Origin of the sequence: Halorussus halobius (assembly GCF_004765805.1) — an archaeon.
Taxonomy (GTDB): domain Archaea; phylum Halobacteriota; class Halobacteria; order Halobacteriales; family Haladaptataceae; genus Halorussus; species Halorussus halobius.
The window spans coordinates 322,342-336,700 of the sequence record NZ_SBIU01000005.1 but is presented as its reverse complement, the minus strand read 5'-3'; the positions used below and the strand labels follow the sequence as shown (position 1 = coordinate 336,700).

Sequence of the window (14,359 nt, the reverse complement as noted above, 5' to 3'; positions counted from 1 at the left end):
AGCCCCTACCCGGTCACTCCAGCAGTTCGTTCGCGATGGTGTTGCGAAGGACCTCGCTGGTCCCCTCGTAGATCTCGTTGAGCTTCGAATCGCGGTAGTAGCGTTCGGCCGGGAAGTCCTTGGTGTAGCCGTAGCCGCCGTGAATCTGGACGCCCTCGTTGGCGACCTCGCGGGAGACCTCCGAGGCGTAGAGCTTGGCCTGGGCGGCCTGCTTGACGTAGTCCTCGCCGCGAATCTTGCGGTCGGCCGCGCGGTGCATCAGCATCTTGGCGGCCTGGACCTTGGTGTCCATGTCCGCCAGCTTGTGCTGGATGGTCTGGAACTCCGAGATGGGCTGGTCGAACTGCTCGCGGTCCTGCGAGTACTCGAGGGCGTCTTCGAGCGCGGCGCGCGCGATGCCGACCGAGCGGGCCGCGATGGTGATGCGGCCGCCGTTCAAGGTCTTGAGCGCGTGGACGAACCCGCGACCCTCCTCGCCGAGTCGCCGGTCCTCGGGGATGCGCATGTCGTCGAACCGCAACTCGGCGGTCGGACACCCCTTGTCGCCGAGCTTGTCCTCGGTGCCCTCGACGTGGAAGCCCTCGTCCTCCTCGGGCCGGACGACGAACGACGAGATGCCCTTGTTGCCCGCCTCGGGGTCGGTCTTGGCGAACAGCGTCACGGTGTCGGCGACCGAGCCGTTCGAAATCCAGAGCTTCCCGCCGTTGACAACGTACTCGCCCGCGTCGGCGTCGTACTCGGCGGTCGTGCCCATCGCGGGCACGTCCGACCCCGCGCCGGCCTCCGAGAGCGCGAACGCGCCGACGTCCTCGCCCCGGTTCAGCGGGGTCAGATACTCCTGCTTCTGGTCCTCGTCGCCGAACTCGTAGAGCATGTTGCCCGCGAGGCTGGTGTGGGCCGCGACGATGGTGCCGACGCCGCCCGACCCGCGCGAAATCTCTTCGAGGCCGATGGCGTACGAGTGGTAGTCGAGGCCGGCACCGCCGTACTCCTCGGGGAACGGCATCCCCATCAGCCCCAGTTCGGCCATCTCGTCGATTAGGTCGGCGGGGAACTCGTCGGTCTCGTCTATCTCGTGGGCGCGGGGCTTTATCTCCTCGTCGGCGAACTCCGCGACCATGTCGCGAATCTGCTCTTGCTCGGGCGAGAGGCTGAAGTCCATGCGGAGGAGATTCGGCGGAGTCGTCCTTTACTTTTCCCTTCGGAGCGCTCGCCAGCACCACTGTTGCGCTGGGCACTCGCGCATCGCGTCCCCACTCACTCCCCGTCCATCGCGTCCGCGAGGACCGCCTCGACGAACTCGCCCTTGGCCTCGGTGTAGCTCGGTCGGTCGTCGGGATACGCGTCGGCCAGCTCGCGCTTGAGTGCCTCGTACTCGGCCGCGACCTCGGGGTTAGCCCGCAGATAGTCCCGGAAGGCGACTTGCTCGCGGTAGCAGTCGCTGTCGCGCTCGCACAGCGAGAGGTAGTGGGTCCGATTCGTCCGCGGCCCCCTGGCCAGGAACAGCCGGTCCGCGACGCCGTCGTTCGGTCGGTATTCGTAGCCGAGGTCGTCGAGGACCGGGACGAGAGCTCTCGCCTCGTCAGCGTCGTCGACGACCGCCAACAGGTCGACGACGGGTTTCGCCGGGAGTCCCTCGACCGCCGTGCTCCCGACGTGCTCGAAGTCGTCCGACTGGAGTCGGTCGCCGACGGCCGACGCCAGCCGAGCGACTTCCGCCTCGTACTGGCGCTTCCACTCGGGCCGGTGGGCGACGAGTTCGACCGTCCCGCGTTCGAGTCCCGTCATCGGTTCCGTGGTCCGGTCGCCTCAGAACAGCTTTCGCCGGACGTCGTCGGCCGCGAGCGCGCCCTGAAACAGCGTCGAGACCGCGGGGTGGCGCGGTGCGACGCTGGCCGCACCCAGCAGGAGGAACGCCCGCGTGGGCTTGCCGTTCCGCAGGGCGAACGCGGCCTGCGCGAGCAGCATCGCGACGTTGAGCCGGCTCTTCTGGAGTTTCAGCGGTGCGCCGACCAGCACCTTGGCGGCGTCTTTCGGCGTCGGAAGCATATCCGTTCGGACGGGGGCGGTGAGAATAAACGTTGGGCCGACGGACCGACGACCGAGTCGACCAGTCCGTCCCCGGGTCGTGCGGGCCCGGATACCCCGGTTTCGACGCCCGCGTCGGAGCGTGCCGAAACATGTTTCTATTGTTGGGTGAAAGTTCCTCACCGATGCAAGAACTCGACGAGACCGACCTCGAAATTCTCCAGTTGCTCGTGGCCGACGCCCGCCGGCCCTACAACGAGATCGCCGACGCGGTTGGCCTGTCCCCGCCCACGGTCTCGGACCGAATCGACCGACTGCGGGAGTTCGGGGTCATCGAGCGATTCACGGTGGACGTCGACCGCTCGCTGCTCTCGGAGGGGGTCGCGGTGCTGGTCGACCTCACCGTCGAACCGGGCCGGGTCGCCGACGTTCGCGCGGACGTCGAGGACATCGACGGCGTCGAGCACGTCTTCGAGACCGCCGACGGGAGCGTGGTCTTCCACGCCCGACTGGTCGACGACGCGGTCGAGCCCCTGCTGGCCGACGCGGTCGACCTCGACGCCGTCCGGACCTACGACGTGCGCCTGCTGTCGGACTCGTCGTGGTTCCCCCAGCCCGGCGACGCGGAGTTCGCGCTGACGTGCGACGAGTGTGGCAACACCGTCACCAGTGAGGGCGAGTCGACCCGCATCGACGGCGAGCGCTACCAGTTTTGCTGTTCGTCCTGCCAGTCGCGGTTCGTCGAGCAGTACGAGGAGCTGAAGGAAGCGGCCTGACGCCGCTCTCTCGGGGCCTTCGCCGGACGCCGTCGCTCGTCGGTCCCGCGAGCTGCCGGTTCTGCCCCAGGGAACGCGACCGCGACCGAAGGACGAACCTTTATCATGATGCTTTCGGTACTGGTCGGAATGTAAGCCCGGCGCAAGACGCTCTCGCGGCCGAACTACGACCATGCACCCTACCGACTCCCCCAGGCCCGTCGCTCGATTTCGGCCCGTAGCGAGCGGTCGGTTGGCGCGGCGTTCCCGCGGGGCGCGGCGCGCCGAGCGCGCTCGGCGCTCGGGAGGTTGGTGCGCGTGAGCGACCCCGAGTTCGGCGAGCGCGAGTACCTCTGTTATCGCCTGCTCGCGGAACTCGACGAGGCCGCGCCCAACGCCATCTCGCGCTCGAAGTTCCACAAGTTGAGCTGTCTCGTCGCCCGCCACCTCGACGCCGAGTTCGACCACGACGCCGGCCTGCCCCGCTACTGGTACGTGTACGGCGAGGTGGTCGACGAGCGCACCCTCGAGGGGGAGTTCTACATCGCGCCGTCGGCCAACCACTGGCCGGGCCGGCGCTACCTCCCGGCCGACGACGTCTGCGACTGGCACTTCGCGGTCCCCGACGAGCGCAAAGCGGTCGTCGACGAGGCGGTCGACTGGGCGGTCGAGCGGTTCGCGAGCTCGAACGCCGAGGCCATCGGCAAGCACTTCTACCGCAAGCACGTCCCCAACGAGTTCGTCCGGACGTACAACCGGCTCCGGGAGCGACTGGAGCGGGTCGACCTCGACGAGCAGTCGACGCTCGGGGACTTCGGGATGACCGACCACTCCACGCGCGGGTTCGTCGTCGACTCGCTCGAACGCATGGTCGACACCTACCCCCGCGACGACTACCCCGAGGCCTACGAGCTGTTCGTGGAGTGGCACGACACCGTGGAACTGCTGGTCGACGCCGACGACCCCGACTACGCCGCGGTCGAGGAGTTCCTCGACTCCTTTATCACGATGCTGAGCAAGGTCGAACTCCGATTCCACCACCGCCAGCACATCCCCGACGAGCGCATCAGGGCGTGGGAGGACGAGCGCCTCGACGCCAAGGAGACGTTCGCCGCGAAGCTGACCGAGAAGCGCCGGGACCTGCTCGACGGGCGGTCGGGAGTCCCGCCCGACCGCCCCGACCGCGAGGGGCCGGCCGACTCCCCGGGCGACGCGTCGGTGTCGTTCTCGCGGCGACTCGACTCGTTCGACTAGGTATCCTTACAAAAACGCGCTTCCGGGAACGGTTTTGAGGGTCGGTGGTATACCTCGCGACATGGCGACGAGCGAAACAGATTCGGAGTTCGTCCCGGTCGCGGACGCCGACGACCCCGAGCGCGCGCGGACCCACCTCGTCGCGACCGCGCGCTACGTCTCCGCCCACGTCCCGACGCGACGGTCGGCCGAGCAGACGTTCACCATCGCCTCGCGACTCCGTCGCGGGGAGGCGGTCCACGAGGCGGATTAGTTAGGGTATCCTACTATTGGTCCGTCGCGGCGAGTTCGGCCCGCCTGCTCGCGCGCTCGTCGAGCGCGGCCCGCCGCTTTTCCTCCTGCTCGTCGGTCGGACACCGGAGGTCGGGGACGCTCGCCGGGTTCTCGTCGTCGTCCAGCGCGACGAAGGTGAAGAAGGAGGTCGCGGTCTCGCGGCGCTCGTCGTTGCTCGGGCGCTCGGCGTACACGTCGACCTTCGCCTCCATGCTCGACTCGCCGGTCTCGAAGACGTAGGCCTCGGTGACGACCACGTCGCCCAGGTCGATGGACGCCAGGAAGTCGACGTGGTCCATCGACGCCGTGACCACCTGCCGGCGCGAGAACCGCCGGGCCGAGATGGCACCGCAGATGTCCATCCAGTGGAGGACCGACCCGCCCAGCGCCCGGCCGAGGTTGTTGGTGTCGTCGGGCATCAGAATCTCGGTCGTCTCGGTGTGCGACTCCGCGAGCGTGGCGGTCTCGACGGCGTGCTGGTTCATGTGCTCGCGAGTCGACGCTCCGCCCGGATAAAACTACCTCGTTTGTACTATACAAAATGAATTTTCATAACTGGCGGTGCGCCCGACTCCCACCGCTAGCTCGACTGCCGCGCCGGCGCGCTCGACCCACAGCGCAACCTATAGCGGGCGCGAGCGAGAACGACCCGCCATGTCGTGGTACGTGCTGTTCGTCGCGGGGCTGTTCGAGATCGGGTGGGCCGTCGGACTCGAATACTCCGACGGGCTCTCGAAACCGCTCCCGACGGCGGCCACCGCGGTCTCGCTCGTCGTCAGCATGGTCCTGCTGGCGAAGGCGGTCGAGGAGCTTCCCGTCGGGACGGCGTACGCGGTCTGGACCGGCATCGGCGCGGTCGGGACGGCCACGCTCGGAATCGTGCTGTTCGACGAACCCGCGACGCTGTCGCGCTCGCTGTTCATCGGAGCCATCGTCGTCGGCATCGTCGGACTCCACTTCGTCTCGGGCGGGCACTGAGTCTCGGGTCGGGCGAACACCGGACTCGACGGTGAACACATCGGTCCGGGTGGCGGTTGCGGCTGCGGTGGCGGTGCTGGGCGGGCGGTGTCGGTGCTGAACGGGCGGTGTCGGTGCTGGGCTGTCTCTCATAGGCATCGACCATAGCTAGCTCAGTCCGTCCGGAAACGGGCAGGCAGTCGAGAGAAGCTAGCTCAGTCCGTCCGGAAAGACGGGGAGATGAGAGTGCGAAGCTAGCTACTGCCTCGACCTGTGAGAGACCGCACCGCGACCGCACAGCCCCGCGACGGCGGGCCTCACACCTCCCCAGCCGATTGCGCTTCTCGCTGCGCTGCGATGTCTGCGACCCACGTTCGCAGATCAGCGGGACGCCTCGGCGTCCCGCAAGCCTCATCCCTCGCGCGAATTGGGGCGGTCACGAGGACCGCGCCAGCACGCGCCGGAAGAGATTCCAATCCAGCACGCGCCCCATCTCGAACTCCGGATTCGAAACCCGATGTAGTCGCCGGGTCGAGCCAGCAGCGCCCGACGGCTCCGCCCGGAACGCCGAGTCCGAGTTTGGAAACGAAAATGGAGCGGCGAATAACCTGGTTCGAAAAAGAATCGGGGGGCTCGAAACCCCACTTCCATTAGGGACAAATCGCTTGAACGTGGGCCCCCTACGATACGACAAGGTGACTACTATGTCCCGAACAGCACGCCTCGATGTCCGAGGCATGAGTTGCGCCAACTGTTCGAACACCGTCGAGGGTGCGCTCGGGGAGTTGGCGGGCGTGACCCGGGCGGACGTCAACTACGCCACCGACGAGGGGACCGTCGAGTACGACCCCGACGAGACCGCGCTGGCCGAAATCTACGCGGCCATCGAGGACGCGGGCTACGACCCGGTGGCAGAGCGGGTGACGGTCGGCATCTCGGGCATGTCGTGTGCGAACTGCGCGGAGACCAACGAGGCGGCGCTCGAAGCCACGCCGGGCGTCGTCGAGGCGGACGTCAACTACGCCACCGACGAGGGGACGGTTCGGTACAACCCCAACGACGCCGACCTCGGCGACCTCTACGCCGCCATCGAGGACGCGGGCTACGAACCCATCCGCGAGGACGAGCCGAGCGAGGACGGCGACAGCGGGTCGTCGAGCGCCGACCGACGGGACGCCGCCCGCCAGGAGGAGATTCGCCGACAGCGCAACCTCACGCTGCTGGGCGCGGCGCTGTCGCTCCCGCTGGCGTTTTTCATGCTCGAACACCACCTGTTCGACGGCCTGCTCGGTGACGCCGTCCTCGGCGTCCCGCTCGGCTGGGTGATGTTCGGGCTGACGACGCCCGTCCAGTACCTGCTCGGCAAGGAGTTCTACGAGAACTCCTACACCGCACTGGTGAGAAACCGGACCGCGAACATGGACGTACTCATCGCGCTGGGCTCCTCGACCGCGTACGTCTACTCGGTCGCGGTCCTGCTCGACCTGCTCGCGGGGAGCTACTACTTCGACACCGCCGCGTTCATCCTCGTGTTCATCACGCTGGGCAACTACCTCGAAGCCCGGTCGAAGGGGCAGGCCAGCGAGGCGCTCCGCAAACTCCTCGAAATGGAGGCCGACACCGCGACCGTCGTCCGGGACGGCGACGAGACCGAGGTTCCCGTCGAGGACGTCGCGGTCGGCGACGTGATGGTGGTCCGGCCCGGCGAGAAGGTCCCGACCGACGGCGTGGTCGTCGACGGCGAGAGCGCGGTCGACGAGTCGATGGTGACCGGCGAGTCGGTCCCGGTCGAGAAGTCGCCCGGCGACGAGGTCGTGGGCGCGACCGTCAACGAGAACGGCGTCCTGAAGGTCGAGGCAACCAAGGTCGGCGCGGAGACCGCGCTCCAGCAAATCGTCCAGCTGGTCAAGGAGGCCCAGAGCCGCCAGCCCGAGATTCAGCAGCTCGCCGACCGCATCTCGGCGTACTTCGTGCCCGCGGTCATCGCCAACGCGCTGTTGTGGGGGACGGTCTGGTTCCTCTTCCCCGAGGCGCTGGCCGGCTTCGTCGACTCGCTGCCCCTGTGGGGACTGGTGGCCGGCGGCCCCGAAGCGGCGGCGGGCGGCACCATCTCGACGTTCGAGTTCGCGGTGGTCGTGTTCGCCTCGGCGGTGCTCATCGCCTGCCCCTGCGCGCTCGGGCTCGCCACCCCGGCGGCCACGATGGTCGGCACTTCCATCGGCGCGCGCAACGGCGTGCTGTTCAAGGGCGGCGACGTGCTCGAACGGGTTCGGGACGTCGACACCGTGGTCTTCGACAAGACCGGCACGCTGACCGAGGGCGAGATGCGGCTGACCGACGTGGTCGCGCTCGGGGCGTCGCCGCCGGACTCACAGTCCGGCGGCGACGCCGACGCGGCCCCGGACGGCGGAGAAACTGCGCCCCGCTCGGACGGCGGCGCACTCGAAGCGCCCGAGCAGGAGGTCGACGAGGCGTTCGTCCTCGCCGCCGCCGCGAGCGCCGAGACAGGCAGCGAACACCCCCTCGCACGGGCTATCGTCGAAGGCGCACGGGAACGCGGCCTCACGGTCGAGGACCCCGAGAGCTTCGAGAACGTGCCCGGCCACGGCGTCCGCGCGAGGACCTCTCACGGCGAGGTGCTGGTGGGCAACCGCAAACTGCTCGACGACGAGGGCGTCGACCCCTCGCGTGCGGAGGAGACGATGGAGCGGCTCGAACGCGAGGGCAAGACTGCGATGCTCGTGGCCGTCGACGGGGAGCTGATCGGCGTGGTCGCCGACGCCGACACGGTCAAGGAGAGCGCGACGGACGCGGTCGCCGACCTCCGCGGCCGCGGCAAGGAGGTCATGATGATAACCGGCGACAACGAGCGCACGGCCCGCGCGGTCGCCGAGCAGGTCGGCATCGACCCCGGGAACGTCCGCGCGGAGGTCCTGCCCGAGGACAAGGCCGACGCGGTCGAAGCCATCCAGTCGGAAGGTCGCGAGGCCATGATGGTCGGCGACGGCGTCAACGACGCGCCCGCCTTGGCGGCGGCCTACGTCGGCGCGGCCATCGGCTCAGGGACCGACGTGGCCATCGAGGCGGCCGACGTGACGCTGATGCGCGACGACCCCGCCGACGTGTTGAAGGCCATCCGAGTCTCGGAGGGGACCTTAGCGAAAATCAAGCAGAACCTGTTCTGGGCGCTGGGGTACAACACCGCGATGATTCCGCTGGCGAGTCTGGGCCTGCTCCAGCCGGTGCTGGCGGCCGGCGCGATGGCGTTCTCCAGCGTGAGCGTGCTGACCAACAGCCTGCTGTTCCGGCGGTACACGCCGGACGAGGATTATCGCCTCCTGTACAGGTGGCGATAATCCGAGGAGGCGTGTGCCTCGACGGAGCTTGTCTCCGTCGGCGGTACACGCCGGACCACGACTACGAGTTGCTGGGCTTCCTGCGTTGAGGAATCCCTACAGTCGGTCGATTTTCGGTCGCGGAAAGGTTGACAGCCCCCGAGCGAGAACTGGAGCACGTGCAACTTCCGCTATCGACCCCCGGCGGAACGACGCTGTTCTCGCCGTCGGTCGCGGCCATCGCGGTCGGGACGGTCGCCCTCTGGTGGCTCGTCCGCCGGCTCTCGTCGCATCTGAGCCGACGGCGACGCGAGTCTTGAGCCCCGAAACTCACAGGACCCCGAGAACGAACCCGACACCCATGAGTCCCAGCACCGCCGCCGAGAACGCCGGCAGGTAGTCGGTGTAGCGCTCGACGCGCTCCTCGTAGCGCTCGTAGCCCGCGATGAGCAGGAGCGTGAGCGCCACGATGCCGACGATGACGGTGAGCGCGTAGGCGCTCATCAGCGAGAGGCAGTACTCGGAGCCCGCACACAGCGCGATAATCTCGAACTCCTCCTCGTGGGCGAACCCGAGGACGAACGCGAAGCCCGCGATGCTCCACAACCCCCGGTCGGCGGCGTCCTCGGCGGAGCCGTGAGCGTGTCCGCCGACGAAGGGAAGCGCGAGTTTGAGTCTGGCGAAGAGACCCCGCTCCTCGCCGTGGTCCGAGTGGTCGTGGCCGTACGAATGGTCGTGGTCGTCGTGGCCGTGCGAGTGGTCGTGATCGCGCGAGTGAGCGTGTCCGTGGTCGTCGTCGTTGGAGTAGTCGTGGCCATCGTCCGCGTGTGAGTGACCGTGCCCGTGGCTATCGTCGTCGCCGTGCGAGCCACCGTGAGAGTGACTGTGCCCGTGTGCGTACTCCCTGACGCCGAGGAGTATCAGCAGGACGCCCGCCACGAGGTCCACCGGACCGCCGATTCGGACCCCGAGCGCGTCGATAGCGATGGGCTCGTTGACCTGCATGAGTCCGAAGTACGACTTTGCGAAGAAGAAGGCCACCACCATGGCGATGCTGCTGACCAGATGCCCCACGCCGATGATGACGCTGGCAGCGAAGCCGTACAGCCACTTGTTCGACTGCTCGAGCGCGTAACTCGCGGCCACCGGCCAGCCGTGACCCGGCTCGACGCCGTGGACGGCCCCGAGCGCGACGGCACCGGCGAACAGCCCGACCGCGTCGCTGGGGGGCATCGTCGCGGCGTACGGAGACGCCGCTGAAAGGGGTTGTCATCAGTCGCCAGCCGGACGGCTCCCCCATCCGCGTCGCGGGGGTCGGCTCGGCCGACAGTCGGCCCGCACCCGAGGATTTAAGCGTCGAGTCGGTGGAGACGTGACCGACGCGAACGCCGTCCCGCCGTACAGGGACGGCCAGGACTTCCACGCTCGAACCATGACCGACGACCCGACAGCCGAGGACGGACCGACCGACGAAGACGGGAGAACCGACGAGGACGCCGCCGCGAGCGACGGAACCGACCGGGACAGGCGACTCGTGGCGGGGTGGCAGGGCCGCTACTTCGAGGACTTCGAAGTCGGCGACGTGTACAAACACCCCTACGGGCGGACGGTCACCGAGACCGACAACGTCTGGTTCACCAACCTGACGATGAACTGCAACCCGATGCACTTCAACGAGGCGTACGCCGCCGAGACGGAGTTCGGCGAGCGACTGGTCGACGGCACGTTCGTCATCGCGCTCGCGGTCGGGATGAGCGTCGTCGACGTGTCCGCCAACGCGACCGCGAATCTGGGGTACGACGATATCCGCCACCACGCGCCCGTGTTCCACGGCGACACCATCTTCGCCGAGAGCGAGGTGCTGGACAAGCGCGAGAGCGACTCGCGGGACCACGTCGGCATCGTGACCACCGAACTCCGGGCGTACAATCAGGACGACGACCTCGTGCTCTCGCTCGAACGCACGCCGATGGTGCTCAAGCGCGAGTCCGCACGGCCGTCGGCGGCCCGACCCACCGGCTGGCCCGAAGGCGTCGGTACCCAGCCCGAGGACCTCGATTGATGGCCGAATCGGACCGACTGTCGGGCGACCTCCCGCTCCGGGACGCCGAGGAGGCCGCCGACGCCGTGCCCGACGACGCCGCGCTGCTGGTCAGCGGCTTCGGCAGCGTCGGCTACCCGAAGGCGGTGCCCGAAGCGCTCGCCGACTCCGGCCGGGACCTCGCGCTGACGGTTGTCAGCGGCGGGAGCGTCGGCGGCGAGATAGACGCCGCGCTGGTCGAGGCCGACGCGGTCGGGCGCCGGTTCCCGTTCCAGGCCCGCCCCGAGATTCGGGCGGCCGTCAACGACGGCCGGGTGGCGTTCGCCGACCGGCACGTCGCCGGCGTCGGCGACGACGTGCAGTACGGCGGTCTCGTGGCGACAGACGCGACGAGCGTCGCAATCGTCGAGGCGGTCGCGGCGGGCGAGGACTGGCTGGTCCCCTCGACCTCGCTCGGCCAGACGCCCGCGTTCGTCGAGGCCGCAGACCGGCTCGTCGTGGAGGTCAACGCGGCCCAGCCCCGGGCGCTCGAACGATTTCACGACGTCTACCGGCCGGGGACGCCGCCCGACCGCGAGCCGATTCCGGTGGACAGCCCCGGCGAGCGCGTCGGGAGTCCGAGGGTCGAGTTCGACCCCGGGAAACTCGCCGCCGTGGTCGAACTCGACCGGCGCGACGACCCCTACGAGTTCCGGGAGCCGACCGCCGACGATCGCGCGATCGCCGCCAACCTCTGTGAGTTCCTCGAAGCAGAGGTCGAGCGCTCGGAGCTGTTCGCCGAATCCGTGCGGCTCCAGTTCGGCGTCGGCAGCCTCGGCAACGCCCTGATGGGCGCGCTCGGCGACGCCGACGTCGGCGACCGCGACCTCGTGTACTTCGGCGAGGTGATACAGGACGGCCTGCTCGACCTGCTCGACGAGGGGCTGTTGCGGTCGGCCAGCGCGACCTCGCTGGCGCTGTCGGCCTCGGGCCAGGACCGGCTGTTCGCCGACGCCGAGCGCTACGCCGAGGACGTGGTGTTGCGCCCGACCGACGTGTCCAACAGTCCGGCGCTGATCGACCGGTTCGGCGTCGTCGCCGTCAACAGCGCGCTGGAGGTCGACGCGTACGGCCACGCCAACTCCACCAACGTCGGCGGGACGCGGATGGTGAACGGCGTCGGCGGGAGCGGCGACTTCGCGCGCAACGCCGCGCTGTCGGTGTTCGCGCTCCCCTCGACGGCCTCCGACGGCGACGTCTCGCGGGTCGTTCCGATGGTCCCGCACGTCGACCACACCGAACACGACGTCGACGTCGTGGTCACCGAACAGGGCGTCGCGGACCTGCGCGGCACGTCGCCCCGGGAGCGCGCCCGACTGCTGGTCGAGGAGTGTGCACATCCCGACTTTCGCGAGCGACTGCGCGCGTACCTCGACCGTGCGCGCCGGGGAGGCGACGACGCCGACGGTGGCGAGGGCGCGCGCGGCGGCCACCTTCCCCACGACCTCGACGCCGCCTTCTCGTGGGACGAGTGAGCCGTCGGGTCGCGTCCACTCGGGCCGAGCGGGTCACTCGCGCTCGGCCTCGCCCCGGTCGAACGGCGAGCGGTCGGCCAGTCCGAACAGGCTGCGGAGGGTCGCGACCGGACTCGGCCGTCCGGCGAACGACTGGAGGAGGTACATCGCGACCACGGCGGCGAGCGCCCCGGCCTGGACGGTCCGCGAGGGGTAGACCATCGCGAGCACGCCGGCGGCGAAGAACGCCAGCCGCGAGGCGGCGGTCGCGACCTGCCCGAACTCGAACGGGTAGTTGATGCCGTGGATGACCGCGATCGCTCCCAGCAGGGCGAACCCGCCGGAGGTCAGCGTGAGCGAGTCGAACTCGGCGGAGACGATTTCGGGGTGGTAGACGAACACGAACGGCAGGATGAAAAGCGGCGCGGATATCTTGATGGCCTCCAGACAGCTCCGCCAGAAGTCCGCGCCCGCGATGCCGCAGGCCACCGCCACGCAGGTCGCGATGGGCGGGGTCAGCCCGGCGAGGATGGCGGCGTAGAACACGAAGAAGTGGCTCGCGAGTTCGGGGAGGAAGAACTGGCTGATGAGCGTGGGCGCGACCAGCAGGGCGACGATGGTGTAGGAGGCGGTCGTGGGCATCCCCAGCCCGAGCACGATGCAGATTATCATCGAGAGGATGGCCGCGACCAGCAGGACGCCCCCGGAGAGGTCGAGCAGCGCGAGCGAGATGGAGGTCGGCACCCCGGTCGCGGTCAGGATGTCGACCACGCCGTTGATGGCCGCGAGGATGATGGTCACCGGTGCGAGGACGATGACGCCCTCGCGGGCCCCGTCGAGGGTCTCCCAGAGCGTCCGCTTGAGCGCCGCGACCGCCGGCTCGTCGCTGATGCCGGCCCCCGACCGCATCACGGGTATCGACACGCCCGTCAGCAGCATCGTGGTGGCGGTCCACAGCGCCGCCGTCATCACGGTGACCTGCTCGACGCCGAGCTTGTAGATGAGGACGCCCATCGGGAGGCCGTACTTCAGCCCCTCCATCAGGAACTCCTCGCGGGGGAGCGGGTCGTGTACCAACCGGTCGGCGTTGGCGTCGGCCAGTTGGGGAGCCGAGACGTAGTGGACCGCGACGAAGATGGTCAGAGACAGGATGGTCGCCGGAATCAGTCCCGCGATTATCACGTCGACGTACGTGATGCCGGTGATGAGCGACGCCATGATGAACGCGCCAGCCCCCATCACCGGCGGGAGGACCTGCCCCGCCGTCGAGGCGACCGCCTCGATGGCGCCGGCGGTCTCGGGCTTGACGCCGTTGCGCTTCATCAGCGGAATCGTAAAGGAGCCGGTCATCCCGGCGTTGGCGGTCTGGCTCCCGTTGACCGACCCGATGATGGCGCTCGACAGCACGGCGGTCTGGGCGATGCCCGAGTCGATGTACTTGGCCGACCGGAACGCGAGCCGCATGATGAGGTCGAACGCGCCGTAGGCCTTCAGGAACCCCGCGAACAGCAGGAACAGCGCTATCCACGCGGCCACGAGCTGGGTCAGGAACCCGAAGAAGCCGTCGACGCTGATGACGACCGTCCGGAGGATGCGCTCGGCTCCCAGTCCCCCGTGCTGGAGCGGTCCCGGGGCGTAGGCTCCGAAGTAGCCGTACGCGAACCCGACCAGGACCACCGCGAGGAACGTGGGGCCGAACGACCGCCACGTCAGGTAGATTATCACGACCGAGAACGCGACCGCCATCGCGTACTCGTGGGACAGCGCGCGGCCCGCCCGCTCGACGTACAGCGCCTGGAAGTTGACCCACATGTACGCGGTGGTGACGGCGACGTCGAGCGCACACAGCGACAGCACCGCGGCGTCGAGCCGGTTGCCCGGCCCGTACGCTTCCCGGAGGTCGTCGAACAGGTTCGCGCGGCCGTCGCTGTCGGTCAGCGCCATCAGTTCGGTCAGCACGTACAGTTCGAGGACGCCGCCGAGGAACAGGACGCCGTACCGGGCTCGCGCCCAGGTCTGGTCGTAGGCGTACCAGATGACGGCCCCCCAGAAGACGACCGAGAGGGCTATCAGGAGGTTCCGCATCGACACCAGTTCGGCGTCCCACGGGTCCTCGCGGTCGAATCCCACGTCGGATTCGGGCTCGGCCTCGGCGGTCGCGTTCGGAGTTGGTTCGCTCATGTCACGTTCGGAGTGGTTTACTCGTGGTTCGGGGCTCGCGCG

At 68.8% G+C, this 14,359-nt stretch carries 14 protein-coding genes; 8 read left to right on the top strand and 6 right to left on the bottom strand.

Translation table 11 applies throughout. The features are described 5' to 3' along the window. Positions 1–13 precede the first annotated feature (13 nt). The 3 genes from EPL03_RS15925 to EPL03_RS15915 form a co-directional block, all read right to left on the bottom strand. Positions 14–1,162: an acyl-CoA dehydrogenase gene (locus EPL03_RS15925; RefSeq protein WP_135830317.1), complete on the bottom strand. Its 1,149-nt coding sequence runs from the start codon at positions 1,160–1,162 to the stop codon at positions 14–16. Between the two features lie 95 nt (positions 1,163–1,257). Continuing rightward, complete coding sequence (locus EPL03_RS15920) at positions 1,258–1,788, bottom strand: GrpB family protein (protein ID WP_135830316.1); 531 nt, start codon at positions 1,786–1,788, stop codon at positions 1,258–1,260. A 21-nt stretch (positions 1,789–1,809) separates the two neighbouring features. Then, positions 1,810–2,049 carry a hypothetical protein gene (locus EPL03_RS15915; RefSeq protein ID WP_135830315.1) on the bottom strand — a complete coding sequence of 80 codons (240 nt, stop codon included), beginning with the start codon at positions 2,047–2,049 and terminating at the stop codon, positions 1,810–1,812. Positions 2,050–2,213: 164 nt separating this feature from the next. Here EPL03_RS15915 and EPL03_RS15910 point away from each other — a divergent pair, with 164 nt between their 5' ends. The 3 genes from EPL03_RS15910 to EPL03_RS15900 all read left to right on the top strand — a co-directional run bounded on the left by EPL03_RS15910 (position 2,214) and on the right by EPL03_RS15900 (position 4,290). Further along, on the top strand, positions 2,214–2,804 hold the full coding sequence (locus EPL03_RS15910; protein WP_135830314.1) for an AsnC family transcriptional regulator: 591 nt from the start codon (positions 2,214–2,216) through the stop codon (positions 2,802–2,804). A 297-nt stretch (positions 2,805–3,101) separates the two neighbouring features. Next, complete coding sequence (locus EPL03_RS15905) at positions 3,102–4,037, top strand: hypothetical protein (RefSeq protein ID WP_135830313.1); 936 nt, start codon at positions 3,102–3,104, stop codon at positions 4,035–4,037. A gap of 61 nt (positions 4,038–4,098) precedes the next feature. Then, complete coding sequence (locus EPL03_RS15900; RefSeq protein WP_135830312.1) at positions 4,099–4,290, top strand: hypothetical protein; 192 nt, start codon at positions 4,099–4,101, stop codon at positions 4,288–4,290. Between the two features lie 13 nt (positions 4,291–4,303). Here EPL03_RS15900 and EPL03_RS15895 read toward each other — a convergent pair whose 3' ends face one another. Beyond that, a complete protein-coding gene (locus EPL03_RS15895; RefSeq protein WP_210425019.1) occupies positions 4,304–4,795 on the bottom strand; it encodes an acyl-CoA thioesterase in 492 nt (163 codons plus the stop codon). 169 nt (positions 4,796–4,964) lie between these two features. On the opposite strand from EPL03_RS15895, the gene EPL03_RS15890 reads away from it, so the two are divergent. The 3 genes from EPL03_RS15890 (at position 4,965) to EPL03_RS20160 (ending at position 8,922) form a co-directional block, all read left to right on the top strand. Continuing rightward, positions 4,965–5,288 carry a DMT family transporter gene (locus EPL03_RS15890; RefSeq protein ID WP_135830311.1) on the top strand — a complete coding sequence of 108 codons (324 nt, stop codon included), beginning with the start codon at positions 4,965–4,967 and terminating at the stop codon, positions 5,286–5,288. 683 nt (positions 5,289–5,971) lie between these two features. Then, on the top strand, positions 5,972–8,623 hold the full coding sequence (locus EPL03_RS15885) for a heavy metal translocating P-type ATPase (protein ID WP_135830310.1): 2,652 nt from the start codon (positions 5,972–5,974) through the stop codon (positions 8,621–8,623). A gap of 158 nt (positions 8,624–8,781) precedes the next feature. Continuing rightward, complete coding sequence (locus tag EPL03_RS20160; protein WP_168216285.1) at positions 8,782–8,922, top strand: hypothetical protein; 141 nt, start codon at positions 8,782–8,784, stop codon at positions 8,920–8,922. Positions 8,923–8,932: 10 nt separating this feature from the next. Here the strand turns inward: EPL03_RS20160 and EPL03_RS15880 are convergent, their stop codons facing one another. Next, a complete protein-coding gene (locus EPL03_RS15880) occupies positions 8,933–9,835 on the bottom strand; it encodes a hypothetical protein (RefSeq protein ID WP_135830309.1) in 903 nt (300 codons plus the stop codon). A 199-nt stretch (positions 9,836–10,034) separates the two neighbouring features. Here EPL03_RS15880 and EPL03_RS15875 point away from each other — a divergent pair, with 199 nt between their 5' ends. Both EPL03_RS15875 and EPL03_RS15870 read left to right on the top strand, forming a co-directional pair. Next, positions 10,035–10,664, top strand: a complete 630-nt coding sequence (locus tag EPL03_RS15875; RefSeq protein WP_135830353.1) for a MaoC family dehydratase — start codon at positions 10,035–10,037, stop codon at positions 10,662–10,664. Continuing rightward, entirely contained in the window at positions 10,664–12,157 is a 1,494-nt protein-coding gene (locus tag EPL03_RS15870) for an acetyl-CoA hydrolase/transferase C-terminal domain-containing protein (protein ID WP_135830308.1), read from the top strand. Before EPL03_RS15875 ends, EPL03_RS15870 begins: the two co-directional genes overlap by 1 nt. A gap of 33 nt (positions 12,158–12,190) precedes the next feature. Here the strand turns inward: EPL03_RS15870 and EPL03_RS15865 are convergent, their stop codons facing one another. Continuing rightward, positions 12,191–14,221 (bottom strand): TRAP transporter permease, encoded by a 2,031-nt coding sequence (locus tag EPL03_RS15865; protein ID WP_368277082.1) that lies wholly within the window; start codon positions 14,219–14,221, stop codon positions 12,191–12,193. Between the last annotated feature and the right edge of the window lie 138 nt (positions 14,222–14,359).